At 70.3% G+C, this 16,297-nt stretch carries 14 protein-coding genes; 11 read left to right on the top strand and 3 right to left on the bottom strand.

Annotated features, from left to right (window positions below):
* Positions 1-39: 39 nt before the first annotated feature.
* The 4 genes from ABT004_RS17380 to ABT004_RS17365 all read left to right on the top strand — a co-directional run bounded on the left by ABT004_RS17380 (position 40) and on the right by ABT004_RS17365 (position 5,106).
* The gene (locus ABT004_RS17380; protein WP_351337256.1) at positions 40-969 is read left to right on the top strand and encodes a DUF6457 domain-containing protein; all 930 of its coding nucleotides are present in this window, start codon (positions 40-42) and stop codon (positions 967-969) included.
* Complete coding sequence (locus ABT004_RS17375; RefSeq protein ID WP_351337253.1) at positions 966-2,501, top strand: molybdopterin molybdotransferase MoeA; 1,536 nt, start codon at positions 966-968, stop codon at positions 2,499-2,501. Before ABT004_RS17380 ends, ABT004_RS17375 begins: the two co-directional genes overlap by 4 nt.
* Complete coding sequence (locus ABT004_RS17370; protein ID WP_351337252.1) at positions 2,498-3,595, top strand: potassium channel family protein; 1,098 nt, start codon at positions 2,498-2,500, stop codon at positions 3,593-3,595. Before ABT004_RS17375 ends, ABT004_RS17370 begins: the two co-directional genes overlap by 4 nt.
* 530 nt (positions 3,596-4,125) lie before the next feature.
* Positions 4,126-5,106, top strand: coding sequence for an NAD(P)H-quinone oxidoreductase (locus tag ABT004_RS17365; RefSeq protein WP_351337250.1), 981 nt, complete (start codon positions 4,126-4,128; stop codon positions 5,104-5,106).
* Between the two features lie 18 nt (positions 5,107-5,124).
* Here ABT004_RS17365 and ABT004_RS17360 read toward each other — a convergent pair whose 3' ends face one another.
* On the bottom strand, positions 5,125-5,640 hold the full coding sequence (locus ABT004_RS17360; RefSeq protein WP_351337247.1) for a hypothetical protein: 516 nt from the start codon (positions 5,638-5,640) through the stop codon (positions 5,125-5,127).
* A gap of 160 nt (positions 5,641-5,800) precedes the next feature.
* Here ABT004_RS17360 and ABT004_RS17355 point away from each other — a divergent pair, with 160 nt between their 5' ends.
* Together ABT004_RS17355 and ABT004_RS17350 are read left to right on the top strand one after the other, a co-directional pair.
* Complete coding sequence (locus ABT004_RS17355; protein ID WP_351337244.1) at positions 5,801-6,343, top strand: bacterial proteasome activator family protein; 543 nt, start codon at positions 5,801-5,803, stop codon at positions 6,341-6,343.
* 338 nt (positions 6,344-6,681) lie between these two features.
* Positions 6,682-8,253: a protein kinase domain-containing protein gene (locus ABT004_RS17350; RefSeq protein ID WP_351337241.1), complete on the top strand. Its 1,572-nt coding sequence runs from the start codon at positions 6,682-6,684 to the stop codon at positions 8,251-8,253.
* Positions 8,254-8,277: 24 nt separating this feature from the next.
* On the opposite strand, the gene ABT004_RS17345 is transcribed toward ABT004_RS17350, so the two are convergent.
* Complete coding sequence (locus ABT004_RS17345) at positions 8,278-8,934, bottom strand: response regulator (protein ID WP_351337238.1); 657 nt, start codon at positions 8,932-8,934, stop codon at positions 8,278-8,280.
* A 393-nt stretch (positions 8,935-9,327) separates the two neighbouring features.
* On the opposite strand from ABT004_RS17345, the gene pdhA reads away from it, so the two are divergent.
* The 3 genes from pdhA to ABT004_RS17330 are packed head-to-tail and all read left to right on the top strand — an operon-like array spanning position 9,328 to position 13,003.
* A complete protein-coding gene (pdhA, locus tag ABT004_RS17340) occupies positions 9,328-10,584 on the top strand; it encodes a pyruvate dehydrogenase (acetyl-transferring) E1 component subunit alpha (RefSeq protein ID WP_351337235.1) in 1,257 nt (418 codons plus the stop codon).
* A 4-nt stretch (positions 10,585-10,588) separates the two neighbouring features.
* Positions 10,589-11,569 carry an alpha-ketoacid dehydrogenase subunit beta gene (locus ABT004_RS17335; RefSeq protein WP_351337232.1) on the top strand — a complete coding sequence of 327 codons (981 nt, stop codon included), beginning with the start codon at positions 10,589-10,591 and terminating at the stop codon, positions 11,567-11,569.
* Positions 11,570-11,584: 15 nt separating this feature from the next.
* Positions 11,585-13,003, top strand: a complete 1,419-nt coding sequence (locus ABT004_RS17330; protein WP_351337229.1) for a dihydrolipoamide acetyltransferase family protein — start codon at positions 11,585-11,587, stop codon at positions 13,001-13,003.
* A gap of 83 nt (positions 13,004-13,086) precedes the next feature.
* Here ABT004_RS17330 and ABT004_RS17325 read toward each other — a convergent pair whose 3' ends face one another.
* A complete protein-coding gene (locus ABT004_RS17325) occupies positions 13,087-13,965 on the bottom strand; it encodes a D-alanyl-D-alanine carboxypeptidase family protein (RefSeq protein WP_351337226.1) in 879 nt (292 codons plus the stop codon).
* A gap of 187 nt (positions 13,966-14,152) precedes the next feature.
* Here ABT004_RS17325 and ABT004_RS17320 point away from each other — a divergent pair, with 187 nt between their 5' ends.
* Together ABT004_RS17320 and ABT004_RS17315 are read left to right on the top strand one after the other, a co-directional pair.
* Positions 14,153-14,839 carry a GntR family transcriptional regulator gene (locus ABT004_RS17320; protein ID WP_351337224.1) on the top strand — a complete coding sequence of 229 codons (687 nt, stop codon included), beginning with the start codon at positions 14,153-14,155 and terminating at the stop codon, positions 14,837-14,839.
* The gene (locus tag ABT004_RS17315) at positions 14,836-16,149 is read left to right on the top strand and encodes an MFS transporter (protein WP_351337222.1); all 1,314 of its coding nucleotides are present in this window, start codon (positions 14,836-14,838) and stop codon (positions 16,147-16,149) included. Before ABT004_RS17320 ends, ABT004_RS17315 begins: the two co-directional genes overlap by 4 nt.
* Positions 16,150-16,297: the final 148 nt, after the last annotated feature.

Genomic DNA, 16,297 nt, shown 5'->3' with positions numbered 1-16,297 from the left:
CCTGGTGGCAATGATCGCCCGTGAGCCCATACTCGGGGGATGAACGCGTACGACGCCATCGTCCTCGCCGGGGGCGGCGCGCGCCGGCTCGGCGGCGCGGACAAGCCCGGTGTGCGGATCGGCGGTCGCGCGCTGCTCGACCGGGTCCTGCACGCGTGCGTGGGGGCCCGCACCACCGTCGTGGTCGCCGAGCCGCGGCGCACCGCGCGCCCCGTCGTCTGGGCCCGCGAGGAGCCGCCGGGTGGGGGGCCGCTGGCCGCGCTGCGGGCGGGAGTCGCGGCAGTCGGCTCCGAGGCGGAGAGCGTTCTTGTGCTCTCCGCCGATCTGCCGTTCCTGGGGGAGCACACGGTACGAGCGCTGCTCGATGCTCTCGACAGCGACGCCCTCGACAGCGACGCCCTCGGCAGTGAGGCCGTCAGCGGCGTCGACGGCGCCCTGTTGGCCGACGGTGACGGCCGTGACCAGCCGCTTGTCGCCGCCTACCGGTACGCGGCGCTTCACCGCGTGCTCGGCGAACTCGCCGCCGAGCACGGTGACCTCAATGGACTGCCGCTGCGTCTGCTCACCCGTAACCTCAGCCTCATCCGCATCACCGACCCCGTCGCGTCGTTCGACTGCGACACCTGGGACGACATCGCCGCCGCCCGGTCACGTATCAGGGAGCATGGACGAGTGCTTGACGAATGGATCACCGCAGCCAAGAACGAACTGGGTATCGACCTGGACGTCGACACGGGCGTTCTGCTCGACCTCGCCCGGGACGCCGCGCACGGCGTCGCGCGCCCCGCGGCGCCGCTGACGACGTTCCTCGTGGGATACGCGGCGGCGCAGGCAGGGGGCGGGCCCGAAGCCGTGGCATCGGCCGCGGCGAAGGCGGCCGAGCTGGCCAACCGCTGGGCGCAAGAGGCCGAATCCGAGCCGGGTTCCGGTTCCGAGCCGGAGACCGATTCCCAGCCGGACGCGGGATGAGCGCCCACAGCGGGCGGTCCGCGCAGACCGCCCCGGTGGGCATCGACCCGATGGACGTCGACGTGGACGAGGCGATCGCCCTGGCGAACGACAACCGGCCCGCCGCCCGACGCCCGGAACCGTCCGCCCCAGAGGCCACGGGCCCCACAGCCCCCACGTCCCCCGGCCCCGGCACCTCCGCCCCGCCCACCGCCGCCTCGTCGCCCCGCCACACCTCCCGCCCCGCCGCGACCTCCTGGGCCGCTGCCCGCCGCACCGCGGCACGGGCCGAACGCGGACCCCGCGGAGCGCGAAGCGTCCCGCTCGACCAGGCGCTCGGCCTGGTCCTCGCCGCCCCGTTGACCGCCCTGACGGACCTGCCGTCCTTCGACACCTCGGCGATGGACGGCTGGGTCGTCGCAGGCCCGGGCCCCTGGGCCGTGGGCGGCGAAGGGCTGCTCGCCGGGCACGAGCCGCCCGCCCCGCTGGCCGACGGCGAGGCCGCGGCGATCGCGACCGGAGCCCGTGTCCCCTCGGACGCCACCGCCGTCATCCGCAGCGAGCACGGCCACATCGACGCGGGCGGCCAGCTGCACCCGCTGCGCGAGGTCGTCCATGGCCAGGACATCCGCCCGCGCGGCCAGGAGTGCCGCAGCGGCGAGCTGCTGCTGCCCGCGGGCGCCCTCGTCACCCCGGCCGTCCTCGGTCTTGCCGCCGCCGCGGGGTACGACACCGTGACCGTCGTCACGCGCCCGACGGTCGAAGTGCTGATCCTCGGCGATGAGTTGCTCACCTCCGGCCTCCCCCGCGAGGGCCTCATCCGGGACGCGCTCGGCCCGATGCTCCCGCACTGGCTGCGCGCGCTCGGCGTCGAGGTGACCGCCGTACGCCGGCTCGGTGACGATGCGAAGGCGCTGCTCAAGGCGGTACGAGAGGCCGGTACCGACCTGGTTGTGACCACTGGCGGCACCGCGTTCGGACCCGTCGACCACGTGCACCCCACCCTGCGCGCCCTCGACGCCGAACTCCTCGTCGACGGGGTCGCCGTCCGCCCCGGCCACCCGATGCTGCTGGCCCGGCTCAAGGAGGGGCAGCACCTCGTCGGGCTCCCCGGCAACCCCCTGGCCGCCGTCTCCGGCCTGGCCACGCTCGCCGAACCGCTGCTCCGGGTGCTCTCGGGCCGGGCGCAGGACCAGACGCACAGCTCCGCGCAGCGGCAAGTCCAGGATGGGCGGCGGCAGTTGGACGTGGGCCGTACCGCGGACGCGTACACCGCCCCCCTGCACACCCCCGCTCCCGGCCACCCACACGACACCCGTCTCATCCCCATCGTGCTGCGGCAGGACGACGGCAGTGGGCACGAGTGGGCGGTGCCGCTGCACTACAACGGTCCGGCCATGCTGCGCGGTATCGCGGCCGCCGATGGGCTCGCCGTCATCCCGCCCGGCGGCGCCAAGGAGGGCCAGGAGGTGGAGATCCTCGACCTGCCGTGGTCGTGGAACCCCGGTCTGCCCGGCCTCAACCCGGCGGGAAACGAAGGGTGTTTCACGTGAAACTGGCCGGCGATGACGCCATCGCACGCCAAGAGGACGAGCGGACCGCGACCTACCGGGTGAAACTCCCTCGGCAGGTCGTCGAGCGTCCGCTCCTCCAAGTGGCTCGGCGCGTGCTGATAGCGCTCACCGTGCTCGTCGTCACCGCGCTGATCGTGTGGATCGACCGAGACGGCTACAACGACAACTCAGATGGCCATGTCGACCTGCTCGACTCGTTCTACTACGCGACCGTCACGCTCTCCACCACGGGATACGGCGACATCACGCCGGTCAGTGACGCGGCGCGGTTCACCAATATCTTCGTCATCACGCCGCTGCGTGTGCTCTTCCTGATCATCCTGGTCGGCACGACGCTCGAAGTCCTCACCGAGCGGACGCGGGAGGAATGGCGCCTGAAACGCTGGAGGTCCACCTTGCGTGACCACACTGTCGTCGTCGGCTTCGGAACCAAGGGTCGCAGCGCCGTGGAGACCGTCTGCGCGAGTGGCCTGAAGCCCGAGCAGGTGGTCGTGGTCGACCCCAGCCCCAAGGTCGTCGAGAGCGCCAACGCCCATGGATACGCGGGCGTGACGGGCGATGCCACGCGCAGTTCGGTCCTTTTGCAGGCCGAGGTGCAGCGGGCCCGGAAGATCATCATCGCGACGCAGCGAGACGATACGGCGGTCCTGGTGACGCTCACCGCACGGCAGTTGAACCGTGGGGCGAAGATCGTCGCCGCGGTCCGTGAGGAGGAGAACGCGCCGCTGCTGCGCCAGTCCGGCGCCGACGCCGTGATCACCAGTGCCAGTGCGGCGGGGCGGCTGCTCGGCCTCTCGGTGCTCAGCCCGCACGCGGGCATGGTCATGGAGGACCTCATCCAGAAGGGCTCCGGCCTCGACCTGGTCGAACGCCCGGTGACCAAGGCGGAGGTCGGGCTTCAGCCGAAGGAGACGGAGGACCTGGTCGTCAGCGTCATCCGTGGGCACCGGGTACTCGGCTACGACGATTCGGCCGTCGGCTCGCTCAAGCTGACGGACCGCCTCATCACGATCACCCGCGTCACGCCCATGACCCAACTGGCCCCGGACATGAAGCCCACCCCCCGAAACTGACCGCCTCCGCGAAGCCGATGCCCTGCGCGAGGGGGCCCGTCCGCGAGGCGGATCGCCTCCGCAAGGCCGATGCCCTCTGCGAGGGATACGCCGTCCGCGAAGCTGATCCCGTCCGCGAGATGCCCTCCGGGAGGGAGATCCTGTCCGTGTGGCTGGCCCTCTCCGCGAGGGGATCCCGTTCGCGAGGCGGATGCCCTCCGGAGGGAGACTCCGTCCGCGAGGGGGATCGCTTCCGCGAAGCTGTTTGCCTCTGCGAGGCGGATGCCCTCTGCGAGGGATACGCCGTCCGCGAAGCTGATCCCGTCCGCGAGATGCCCTCCGGGAGGGAGAGCCCGTCCGCAAGGCTGGTCGCCTCCGCGAGGGGCCCCGTCTGCGAGGCCGATGCCCTTCGCGAGGGGGACCCCGTTCGCGAGGCCGATGCCCTCCGCGAAGCTGATCCCGTCCGCGAAGCCGGCCCCTCCGCTACGCCGATGCTTTCCGCGAGGTGGATGATCTCCACGTGGCTGATCCGCGGGAGTAGCCTCGCGGCCATGTATGCGATCACGATCCCGGAACCCGGCGGACCCGAGGCGCTTGTCTGGACGGAGGTGCCCGATCCCGTACCCGGCGAGGGCGAGGTCCTGGTCGAGGTGGTCTCCAGCGCCGTCAACCGCGCCGATCTGCTCCAGCGGCAGGGCTTCTACAGTCCGCCGTCCGGCTCCTCCCCCTACCCCGGCCTGGAGTGCGCCGGCCGGATCGTCGCGCTCGGCGCCGGCGTCTCCGGCTGGTCGGTCGGCGACGAGGTGTGTGCGCTGCTCGTGGGCGGCGGCTACGCCGAGAAGGTCGCCGTCCCCGCGGGGCAGCTTCTCCCGGTGCCGCAGGGCCTCGACCTGGTCACGGCCACCGCGCTGCCCGAGGTGACCTGCACCGTCTGGTCCAACGTCTTCATGATCGCCCATCTGCGGCCCGGCGAGACCTTCCTCGTGCACGGCGGCTCCAGTGGCATCGGCACGATGGCGATCCAGCTCGCGAAGGCGGTCGGCGCCAAGGTCGCGGTCACGGCCGGCACGAAGGAGAAGCTCGACTTCTGTGCGGAGCTCGGCGCGGACATCCTCATCAACTACCGCGAGCAGGACTTCGTGGAAGAGATCAAGAACGCCACGGACGGGGCCGGCGCGGACGTCATCCTCGACAACATGGGCGCCAAGTACCTGAACCGCAACGTCGACGCCCTCGCCACCAATGGCCGGCTCGCCATCATCGGGATGCAGGGCGGGGTGAAGGGCGAGCTCAACATCGCCACTTTGCTCGGAAAGCGCGGCGCCATCACCGCGACCACGCTGCGGGCCCGCCCGACGGCCGAGAAGGCGGCGATCGTCGCGGCCGTGCGCGAGCACGTGTGGCCGCTGATCGAGGGCGGCCATGTGCGGCCGATCGTGGACCACACGCTGCCGATGAGCGACGCCGCGCAGGGCCACCGGGTCCTGGAGGAGTCCGGTCACATCGGCAAGGTCCTGCTCACCAACGCGTAACCCTCGGCGGGACCTGGATCACCGGCGCAGTCGCAGCGCCAGGAGCCCGAGGCCGAGCCCCGTGAGCAGCAGTCCTGCCCCCAGCGGCAGCACGTTCACCAAGGGCCCGGTCCCGGGCTCGCCGACGGCCTGCCGCTCGGGGGTGGGCCGCTCGGGGCGCGGTTCCTGCGACACGGCGGGCGGGGGCTCGGTGGGGGCCGGGGGCAGCACGGCGGCCCCGGTGGCGTCAGGAGTGGGAAGCTCGCGCCCCGGCGGGGTCCGGCCCACGCCCGCCCGGCTCCCCGCGAGGGACCCGTGCGGCGAGGGCTCGGCGACGTACGCCTGGAACTCGGCGACGTACGAAGCGGGCCGGGCAGCGGACGCGGGCCGGGCAGCGTACGAAGAGGCCCCGGCGACGTACGACGAAGGCCCGGCCACGTACGAAGGCCCGGCGACGTACGACGTAGCCCCTGCCGCGTACGACGGGGACACCGGCGCCGCCAGGGGCAGCAGTACGGAGAAGAGAAGCCCGGCCACCCACCGAAGCCGCCGCATCCCCAGCCCCCTTCCGCTCCCGTTCGTCCAGATGCTTGTGCTTAGCCTCACATAGAGGGATAAAACAGGCACGCCGGATTTTGGCCCGCCCGACACGGTGGATCAGCTCCTCACGGGGGCACCACCGAGATGTGACAGCGACGTACGAGAGAATGGCGGCATGGAGATGCCGAGGAACGAACAGTCGCCGGAGAACCCGCAGGTCCTGGTCGTGGGCCAGGACGGCATGGCGCTTGGCGGCGGTGGCGGCGACGAGTCCCGCGAGATCCCGGTGACCGACATGGTGGAACAGCCCGCCAAGGTGATGCGCATCGGCAGCATGATCAAGCAGCTGCTCGAAGAGGTGCGCGCGGCTCCCCTGGACGAAGCGAGCCGGCAGCGCCTCAAGGAGATCCACTCCAGTTCGGTCAAGGAGCTCGAGGACGGTCTCGCCCCCGAACTCGTCGAGGAACTCGAGCGGCTCTCCCTGCCTTTCACGGAGGAGGCGACCCCGAGCGACGCCGAGCTGCGCATCGCGCAGGCCCAGCTGGTCGGCTGGCTCGAGGGGCTCTTCCACGGCATCCAGACGACGTTGTTCGCCCAGCAGATGGCGGCGCGCGCCCAGCTCGAGCAGATGCGCCGGGCTCTGCCGCCCGGGGTCGGCGGCGACGAGGAGGACGAGGACCCGCGCGCGGGCGGCCGCTCCGGCGGCCCGTACCTCTAGTCAACACACAGGACCTCTGGTCAACACACAGGTCAACAGATACACACGTAGGGGCCCGTCCCATGGCGGGCCCCTACGCGTGCGTGAACTTGGCCACGACGACAGGTGCCGATCGCCCCAAGTGATCACGGAATCGTCATCGGCCGCCTGCAAATATCCCGCTCACGATTTGCAAGGCCTGCACGGCAACGGGTTGGATGTCCGGTCCATCTCGGAACAGCGACATGGCCGATGCCTGTAGCGTGGCCCGACGGAGTCGGTATTTCGCAACCGCACGTACTCCGAAGCATGGATCCGGCAGCCCAGATAAGCATGGACAGAAACGACGGCGAGGACTGATGGCACAGCAGCAGCGCGCTCAGGGCCCGTCCGACCCCGAGGCGACTGGCGGCGGTATGTCAGATATGCCGGAGATGTGGGGTAACGGCGGGCTCGTTGGGGATGGGCGGTACCGCCTCACCGGCAGACTCGGCCGGGGCGGCATGGCGGAGGTGTTCGCCGCCGAGGACGTACGTCTCGGGCGCCAGGTCGCCGTCAAGCTGCTCCGTTCCGACCTCGCCGAGGACCCGGTCTCCAAGGCCCGCTTCACCCGCGAGGCACAGTCGGTCGCGGGGCTCAACCACCACGCGGTCGTGGCGGTCTACGACTCCGGCGAGGACGTCGTCGCCGGGAGCACGGTCCCGTACATCGTCATGGAGCTGGTCGAGGGCCGCACCATCCGCGACCTCCTGCTCAGCGCGGAGGCGCCGGGTGCCGAGCAGGCCCTGATCATCGTCTCGGGTGTCCTGGAAGCGCTCGCGTACTCGCACCAGCACGGCATCGTGCACCGCGACATCAAGCCCGCGAACGTGATCATCACCAACACCGGCGCGGTGAAGGTGATGGACTTCGGCATCGCGCGCGCCCTGCACGGCGCGCAGTCGACCATGACGCAGACCGGCATGGTCATGGGCACCCCGCAGTACCTCTCGCCCGAGCAGGCCCTCGGCAAGGCCGTCGACCACCGCTCCGACCTGTACGCCGTCGGCTGCCTGCTCTACGAACTTCTCGCACTGCGCCCGCCGTTCACCGGTGAGACCCCGCTGTCCGTGGTCTACCAGCACGTCCAGGACACCCCCCTGCTGCCCTCCGAGGTCACGGACGAGGTGCCGCCGGAGCTGAACGGCCTCGTCATGCGCTCGCTCGCCAAGGACCCGGACGACCGGTTCCAGACGGCCGAGGAGATGCGCGGGCTCGTCCAGTACAGCCTGCAGATGCTGTACGAGCAGGGTGGCCACACCGGCACCTGGAACACCGGCCCCGTCGACGCGCACGAGGGCGGCTCGACGCCCGCGATGGGTGTCGCGGCCACCACGGCGATGCAGCACCCCGGTGACAACGGCACGGCCCAGCAGCCGATGCTGCGTCCGCCGGGCGGCGACGACGGCGGTTTCGACGGGAACGGGAAGGGCGGCGGCGGAGGCGGCCGCGGCAAGCTGTGGATCGTCGCCGTGCTCGCGGTGATCGCGATCGCGGTGGGCGTCGCCTGGGCGCTCAGCAGCGGCGGCGACGGCGACAAGGACCCCGGTAACAAGAAGTCGCCGAGCGCCACCAAGTCCGAGAAGACGTCAAAGCCCAGCAAGTCGGCCGACGACGACGCGTCGCAGAGTGCGACGGAGGAGCCGGGCACGAGCACGGGCGGCGACACCGGCTACACGCCGACGCAGCAGCCCACCACCACGAACCCGACGCCGACGCAGTCCGACCAGCCGACGGACCAGCCGACATCGGACCAGCCGACGGACGACCCGACGGACGACCCGACGGACGAGCCGACTCCGACCGAGACGTCCCCCGGAGGCGGCGAGAACAGCCCGCCGCCCACCGAGGACGCCGGCGGTGTCATCGGGGGCGACACCGGCGGCGAGTAACCCGCCGGCCGTCACGACGAGGCGTCAGCGCTTTTCGGCGTGCATACGGGCCACGTATGCGGCCGCCTGGGAGCGGCGCTCCATGCCGAGCTTCGACAGCAGGCTGGACACATAGTTCTTGATGGTCTTCTCGGCGAGGTGCAGACGCTCGCCGATGACCCGGTTCGTCAGGCCCTCGCCGATCAGGTCGAGGATCTTGCGCTCCTGGTCGGTGAGGCCGGAGAGCTTGTCGTCGCTCTTGCGGCCGCCGTCGCGCAGCCGCTCCAGGACGCGGGCCGTGGCGACCGGGTCGAGCAGCGACTTGCCGGCGGCGACGTCCCGTACGGCGGAGAGCAGCTCATTGCCGCGGATCGCCTTCAGTACGTATCCGGAGGCGCCGGCCATGATCGCGTCGAAGAGTGCCTCGTCGTCCGCGAACGACGTCAGCATCAGGCACTTGACCGACTCGTCCTGGGAGCGGATCTCCCGGCACACCTCGACCCCGCTGCCGTCCGGCAGGCGCACGTCCAGCACCGCCACGTCGGGCCGGGTCGCGGGGATGCGCACCAGGGCGTCGGCGGCCGTTCCGGCCTCTCCGACCACCTCGATGTCGTCCTCGACCGACAGCAGCTCATGGACGCCGCGGCGGACCACTTCGTGGTCGTCGAGCAGAAATACACGGATTTTTCCATCTTCGCGCACGGCTTCAGTCTCACATATCAACCTTGGCCGCGCCCTAGATGATCGTGGGGTGACCGGGATAACGTGCCGGTGTTCCGGCCCCCTGCCAGGCTGAGACCCAGGACCCGTCGCACAGCTGTGACCTGCGACGCTTCGTCTTACTTCGCGATACTAGGAAATCCAACCAACGGCTTACTTGGAAATCCAAGCAAAATCGCAGGTCAGATGGGGTTTCGCAGATGTGTGACCCACTGGGTAACGTGCTGGGTGAAGGGTGCTTGCCGGAGCGCCGAGCTGTTTCCATCACGCCTGTTGTCCGGCGCCTCGCACCCACCCCGTGCGTGGGACGGACCAGGCGAGCCGAGCCGACTGGCCATCCGGCAATCCCGGGGCCGGACCGACGGAGGAGCACACGTGAGCGTAGACAGTGCCGACAGCACTGCCGCAGCGCAGAAGGCACAGCCGCCGCGCAAGCGGACCGCTGCGAAGAAGTCTGCGAAGAAATCCCCCGGCAAGACAGCCGCTGCCGCCAAGGCCCCCGCTAAGCGGGTCACCAAGAAGGCCGCCACGGCCGAGGCGCCGCAGAGCGACCTGGTGCAGCTGCTGACCCCTGAGGGCAAGCGGGTCGACAACCCCGAGTACGACCGCTACGTCGCCGACGTCACCGACGACGAGCTGCGCGGCCTGTACCGCGACATGGTCCTCACCCGCCGCTTCGACGCCGAGGCCACCGCGCTTCAGCGCCAGGGCGAGCTGGGCCTGTGGGCGTCGCTGCTCGGCCAGGAGGCGGCCCAGATCGGCTCCGGCAGGGCCACCCGCGAGGACGACTACGTCTTCCCGACCTACCGCGAGCACGGCGTCGCTTGGTGCCGCGGGGTCGACCCGACGAACCTGCTCGGCATGTTCCGCGGCGTGAACCACGGCGGCTGGGACCCGAACAGCAACAACTTCCACCTGTACACGATCGTCATCGGCTCGCAGACGCTGCACGCCACCGGTTACGCGATGGGCGTCGCCAAGGACGGCGCGGACAGCGCGGTGATCGCGTACTTCGGTGACGGCGCGAGCAGCCAGGGCGACGTCCTGGAGGCCTTCAACTTCGGGGCCGTCTACAACGCCCCTGTGGTGTTCTTCTGCCAGAACAACCAGTGGGCGATCTCCGAGCCCACCGAGCGCCAGATGCGCGTGCCGCTGTACCAGCGCGCGCAGGGCTTCGGCTTCCCCGGCGTACGCGTGGACGGCAACGACGTGCTGGCCTGCCTCGCCGTGACGCGCTGGGCCCTCGACCGGGCCCGGCAGGGCGAGGGTCCTGCACTGATCGAGGCGTTCACGTACCGCATGGGCGCGCACACGACGTCCGACGACCCGTCGAAGTACCGGTCCGACGACGAGCGCGTGTCCTGGGAGGCGAAGGACCCGATTCTGCGCCTGCGCGCGTATCTGGAGTCCCAAACCGACACGGATGAGGGATTTTTCGCGGAACTCGACGCCGAGAGCGAGACGTTGGGCAAGCGAGTACGCGATGTCGTACGGGCCATGCCGGACCCGGACCTCATGGCGATCTTCGAGAACGTGTATGCGGACGGGCACGCGCTCGTCGACGAGGAGCGCGCGCAATTCGCCGCCTACCAGGCGTCATTCGCCGATGAAGCCGCCGGGGAAGGGGCCTGAGGACATGGCTGTGAAGAAGCTTCCGATCGCCAAGGCGATCAACGAGTCCCTGCGCACGGCGCTGGAGAACGACCCGAAGGTCCTCGTCATGGGTGAGGACGTCGGCAAGCTCGGCGGCGTCTTCCGGGTGACGGACGGGCTGTACAAGGACTTCGGCGAGGACCGGATCATTGACACCCCGCTCGCCGAGTCCGGCATCGTCGGCACCGCGATCGGCCTCGCGCTGCGCGGCTACCGGCCGGTCGTGGAGATCCAGTTCGACGGTTTCGTCTTCCCCGCGTACGACCAGATCGTCACGCAGCTCGCGAAGATGCACGCCCGCGCGCTCGGCAAGGTCAAGACGCCCGTCGTCATCCGGATCCCGTACGGCGGCGGCATCGGCGCGGTCGAGCACCACAGCGAGTCGCCCGAGACGCTGTTCGCGCACGTGTCGGGGCTCAAGGTCGTCTCGCCGTCGAACGCGAGCGACGCCTACTGGATGCTCCAGCAGGCCATCCAGAGCGACGACCCGGTGATCTTCTTCGAGCCCAAGCGCCGCTACTGGGACAAGGGCGAGGTCGACACGGAGGCCGTGCCCGGCGCTCTGCACAAGGCCACCGTGGCGCGCGAGGGCACCGACCTGACGCTCGTCGCGTACGGGCCCATGGTGAAGGTCTGCCTGGAGGCGGCCGCGGCTGCCGAGGAAGAGGGCAAGTCCCTGGAGGTCCTCGACCTGCGTTCGATCTCGCCGATGGACTTCGACGCCGTGCAGAAGTCGGTGGAGAAGACGCGCCACCTCGTCGTCGTGCACGAGGCGCCCGTCTTCCTCGGCGCCGGCGCGGAGCTGGCGGCCCGGATCACCGAGCGGTGCTTCTACCACCTGGAGGCGCCCGTACTGCGGGTCGGCGGGTACCACGCGCCGTATCCGCCGGCGCGCCTGGAGGAGGAGTACCTGCCGGGCCTGGACCGGGTGCTCGATGCCGTCGACCGCTCGCTCGCGTACTGAAAGGGGCTCACTGTCATGGCTCGTGAGTTCAAGATGCCCGACGTGGGCGAAGGCCTGACCGAGGCCGAGATTCTCAAGTGGTACGTCCAGCCGGGCGATTCCGTCGCGGACGGCCAGGTCGTGTGCGAGGTCGAGACCGCGAAGGCGGCCGTCGAGCTGCCGATCCCGTACGACGGGGTGGTGCGGGAGCTGCTCTTCCCGGAGGGGACGACGGTCGACGTCGGCCAGGTGATCATTTCGGTGGACGTGGCGGGGGATGCGCCTGCGTCCGCGCCGGTTGCGGAGCCGGCGGCCGAGGCCGAGGCCGAGGCGACGAGTGGGCGGCAGCCCGTGCTCGTGGGTTACGGCGTCGCCGAATCCTCTACGAAGCGTCGGGCCCGCAAGGAGGCCAATGGGGCTGAGGCCGCCGTTTCGGACGCTGCAACGGGGGCTGTGCCCACCCTCCCCCAAGCTCTCGACTCCGCTCGAGCAGCGGGGACCCCCCTCGCCCCTGCGGAACAGTTGCCCACAGCGGCAGCGAATGGGACCGCCTCCCTTCCTCGGCCCTTGGCCAAGCCCCCCGTGCGCAAGCTCGCCAAGGACCTCGGGGTCGACCTGGCCGTCGTGATCCCGTCCGGTTCCGACGGGATCATCACGCGCGAGGACGTGCACGCGGCCGTCGCGCCCGCGCCCGAGGCGCCCGCACCGGCCCCCGAGCCGGTTGCGGCCCCCGCCCCCGCTCCGTACGACTCCGGCCGCGAGATCCGGATCCCGATCAAGGGGGTGCGGAAGGCGATCGCGCAGGCGATGGTGCAATCGAAGTTCACGGCGCCGCACGTCACGGAGTTCGTGACCATCGACGTGACGCGCACGATGAAGCTCGTCGAGGAGCTCAAGGGCGACAAGGACATGGCGGGGCTGCGGGTCAACCCGCTGCTGCTCATCTCCAAGGCGCTGATCGTCGCGATCAAGCGCAACCCCGAGGTCAACGCGGCCTGGGACGAGGCGAACCAGGAGATCGTCCAGAAGTCCTACGTGAATCTGGGCATCGCCGCGGCCACCCCGCGCGGTCTGATCGTGCCGAACATCAAGGACGCGCAGGCCAAGACCCTGCCCGAACTGGCGTCCGCGTTGGGCGAGCTGGTTGCCACCGCGCGCGAGGGCAAGACGTCCCCGGGTGCGATGCAGGGCGGGACGGTCACCATCACCAACGTGGGGGTGTTCGGCGTTGACACCGGTACGCCGATCCTGAACCCGGGTGAGTCGGCGATCCTTGCCGTCGGGGCGATCAAGCTTCAGCCGTGGGTGCACAAGGGGAAGGTCAAGGCGCGGCAGGTGACGACGCTGGCGTTGTCCTTCGACCACCGGTTGGTGGACGGGGAGCTGGGGTCCAAGGTGCTTGCGGACGTCGCGGCGATCCTGGAGCGTCCGAAGCGGTTGCTGACCTGGGCGTGACGTGGAGCCCTGCGGCGACGGGGCTGGGGTTTCGGGGCTCTGCCCCGGACCCCGCTGCTCAATCGCCGCAGGGGCTTGATTTGCTAGCGCTTGAAGCCGTAGTCCATCAGCTTCTTGGCGTCCGACGTTCGTGCGCTCACGGACGTCGACTTCAAGACGGTACCGATCACGGTCTTGCCGCTTCGCGTCGCTGCGAAGACCAGGCAGTATCCGGCCTGCGGGCCCGACCCGGTCTTGACGCCGATGGTGCCGGAGTACGTACCGAGCAGGCTGTTCGTGTTGGACCACGTCATGTAGCGGTAGCCGCCGGACTCCGTGGTGACCTTCCGCTTCGTCGACTTCGTCTTCACGACCGTGCGGAACGTCGAGTTCTTCATCGCCGAGGAAGCGATCTTCGTCAGGTCGCGCGGCGTCGAGTAGTTGGCGCCGTGGCCGATGCCGTCGAACGAGTCGAAGTGGGTGTTCTTCAGGCCCATGTCGGTGGCGGACTTGTTCATCTTGCCGATGAAGGACTTCACGCGCGCCGAACGGGTCGACCCCGAGCCGAACTTGTCCGCGAGCGCGTACGCCGCGTCGCAGCCCGAGGGGAGCATGAGCCCGTACAGCAGTTGGCGGACGGTGGGCTTGTCGCCGACGATCAGGCGGGCCGAGGACGCGGTGTTCTTGACGATGTAGTCGCTGTAGGCCTTCTGGACCGTGACCTTGGAGTCCAGGTTCAGATTGCTCTGGGCCAGCACCACCTTGGCGGTCATGATCTTGGTGGTGGAGCCGGTGGACCTGCGGGTGTCCGCGGCCTTCGTGTACAGGCTCGACCCCGTCCCGTTGTTCATCACATAGCCGCCGACCGCGGCGACCGAAGGCTTGGCCGGTGCCGTGGCGGCCTGCGCGGTGGTGGCCAGCGCGCCGCTGGTGATCACGGCTCCCGCGACGAGAACGGCTGTGCCCGCAATGCGAGTTTTCAAGGCAAGTGCTCCAAATGTGCCTGGAATTGCGCCCGTTGAGGTTGGGGGCGCGCTGTGTGAGACACGTGGAGCGGCCGGGTGGTTGCGTGGAAAGGGTGGCTGCGCGAAAGGGGTGGGCGCCGGGTCGGGGCGTCCCGCATCATGGACGCCTTCCGTCTTGCGTACGTGTTGTATCTATGATGTGCGCATGCCGTCGACCGTCACAGAACAGGCCGCTGCCGGGAAGCCCGCCGCCGAGAAGCGGCCACCCGCCGCCGAGCGCGTCTACGACCACGTAAAACGAGGCGTTCTCGAGCGCCGCTACGAGGGCGGGACGCTGCTCACCGAGGGCGAGCTCGCCGAGGCCGTGGGGGTCTCCCGCACGCCCGTGCGCGAGGCGCTGCTCAAGCTGGAGGTCGAGGGGCTGCTCAAGCTCTACCCGAAGAAGGGCGCCCTGGTCCTGCCGGTCTCCGCGCAGGAGATCGCGGACGTCGTGGAGACCCGGCTGCTCGTCGAGGAACACGCGGTGCGCAAGGCCGTCCCCGCCCGGCCGCAGCTCATCGCGCGCCTGGAGGAACTCCTGGAGGAGCAGCGGGCGCAGGCCGCCGCCGGACAGTTCACGGAGGCCGCCACCACCGACCGCTGCTTCCACGCGGAGATCGTCCGCAGTGGGGGCAACGAGATCCTCTCCCGCATCTACGATCAGCTGCGCGACCGGCAGCTGAGGATGGGCGTCGCCGTGATGCGCTCGCACCCCGACCGGATCGCCAAGACGCTCTCCGAGCACAGCGAGATCCTCGACGCCCTGCGGGCCGGGGACGAGACGGCCGCCGTCGCCGTCATGCGCCGGCACGTGAGCTGGGTGCGGGGCCTGGCGCGGGGTGACGAGCGATGAGTTCAGCCACGTCTTCGTCGGTCACGCTGCCCGGCGATCCACCCGGCGGGCGGCGGGCCGTCGCCGTCTGGTCGATCGGCGTCTCCGTCTACTTCGTCGCCGTCATCTTCCGTACGTCGCTGGGCGTCGCGGGCCTCGACGCCGTCGAGCGCTTCCACATCAGCGCCTCCGAGCTCTCGACGTTCTCGATCCTCCAGCTGCTCGTGTACGCGGGCATGCAGATACCCGTCGGCCTGATGGTCGACCGGCTCGGCACCAAGAAGGTGCTGACGCTCGGCGTGATCCTCTTCACCGTCGGCCAGCTCGGCTTCGCGTTCTCCTCCTCGTACTCGATGGCGCTCGTCTCGCGCGCGCTGCTCGGCTGCGGCGACGCCATGACGTTCATCAGCGTGCTGCGGCTCGGCACGCGGTGGTTCCCGGCGCGGCGCGGGCCGCTGGTCGCGCAGCTGGCCGGGCTCGTCGGCATGGCGGGAAACCTCATCTCCACGCTGGTCATCGCGCGGCTGCTGCACGGCATCGGGTGGACGGGCGCGTTCGCGGGCAGTGCGCTCGCGGGTGTCGTGGTGCTCGTGCTGATGCTGCTGTTCCTCAAGGACCACCCCGAGGGGTTCGAGCCCGCTCCGCCGGCCGGTACGCACAAGGGCGCCGCGTATCTGCGCGGGCAGATCGCGGCGACGTGGCGGGAGCCGGGGACGCGGCTCGGGCTTTGGGTGCACTTCTCGACGCAGTTCCCCGCGATGGTGTTCCTGCTGCTGTGGGGGCTGCCGTTCCTCGTGGAGGCGCAGGGGCTTTCGCGGGGCACGGCCGGTGAACTGCTGACGCTCGTGGTGCTGTCCAACATGGTGATCGGGCTTGTGTACGGGCAGATCGTGGCGCGGCACCATGCCGCGCGGCTGCCGTTGGCGCTCGGCACGGTGGCGATGACCGCCGTGATGTGGGCGCTGCCCATGGTGTGGCCGGGGCGGTCGCCGATGGCGCTGCTCGTGGTGATGTGCGTGGTGCTCGGGGCGTGCGGGCCCGCGTCGATGCTCGGGTTCGACTTCGCGCGGCCGGCGAATCCGCCGGAGCGGCAGGGGACGGCGTCCGGGATCGTCAACATGGGCGGGTTCATCGCCTCGATGACGACGTTGCTCGCGGTGGGGGTGCTGCTCGATGCGACCGGGGACAACTACCGGGTGGCGTTCTCGGCGGTGTTCATCCTTGAGGCGCTCGGCGTGAGCCAGATCCTGCGGCTGCGGGGACGGGCGGCTCGCGCCGAGCGGGAGCGGGTGGTCGCGTCACGGGTGGCGTCGGTGCACGTTCCGGTGTGACCACATCAAGCCCCGCCGGCGTTTGAGGCGCGGGGGCCGGGGCGGAGCCCCGGGCGGTCGACCGGGCCCCGGCGGGGCCCCCCCCCCACCCCCGGGGGCAGGGACCGCGCGCGGGGGCAAAAAATAAAAAAGAGAAAGCGGGGGGAGG

Source organism: Streptomyces sp. NPDC002790, assembly GCF_040295505.1.
In the GTDB taxonomy this organism is placed as follows: Bacteria; Actinomycetota; Actinomycetes; order Streptomycetales; family Streptomycetaceae; genus Streptomyces.
The sequence above is the reverse complement of the archived record's forward strand: the minus strand, read 5'-3'. Positions and strand labels throughout refer to the sequence as shown.

Coding starts and splice junctions, on each gene's coding strand:
- ABT004_RS17380 (WP_351337256.1), top strand. CDS start 40: ATGAACGCGTACGACGCCATCGTCCTCGCCGGGGGCGGCGCGCGCCGG.
- ABT004_RS17375 (WP_351337253.1), top strand. CDS start 966: ATGAGCGCCCACAGCGGGCGGTCCGCGCAGACCGCCCCGGTGGGCATC.
- ABT004_RS17365 (WP_351337250.1), top strand. CDS start 4,126: ATGTATGCGATCACGATCCCGGAACCCGGCGGACCCGAGGCGCTTGTC.
- ABT004_RS17360 (WP_351337247.1), bottom strand. CDS start 5,640: ATGCGGCGGCTTCGGTGGGTGGCCGGGCTTCTCTTCTCCGTACTGCTG.
- ABT004_RS17355 (WP_351337244.1), top strand. CDS start 5,801: ATGGAGATGCCGAGGAACGAACAGTCGCCGGAGAACCCGCAGGTCCTG.
- ABT004_RS17350 (WP_351337241.1), top strand. CDS start 6,682: ATGGCACAGCAGCAGCGCGCTCAGGGCCCGTCCGACCCCGAGGCGACT.
- ABT004_RS17335 (WP_351337232.1), top strand. CDS start 10,589: ATGGCTGTGAAGAAGCTTCCGATCGCCAAGGCGATCAACGAGTCCCTG.
- ABT004_RS17330 (WP_351337229.1), top strand. CDS start 11,585: ATGGCTCGTGAGTTCAAGATGCCCGACGTGGGCGAAGGCCTGACCGAG.
- ABT004_RS17320 (WP_351337224.1), top strand. CDS start 14,153: ATGCCGTCGACCGTCACAGAACAGGCCGCTGCCGGGAAGCCCGCCGCC.
- ABT004_RS17315 (WP_351337222.1), top strand. CDS start 14,836: ATGAGTTCAGCCACGTCTTCGTCGGTCACGCTGCCCGGCGATCCACCC.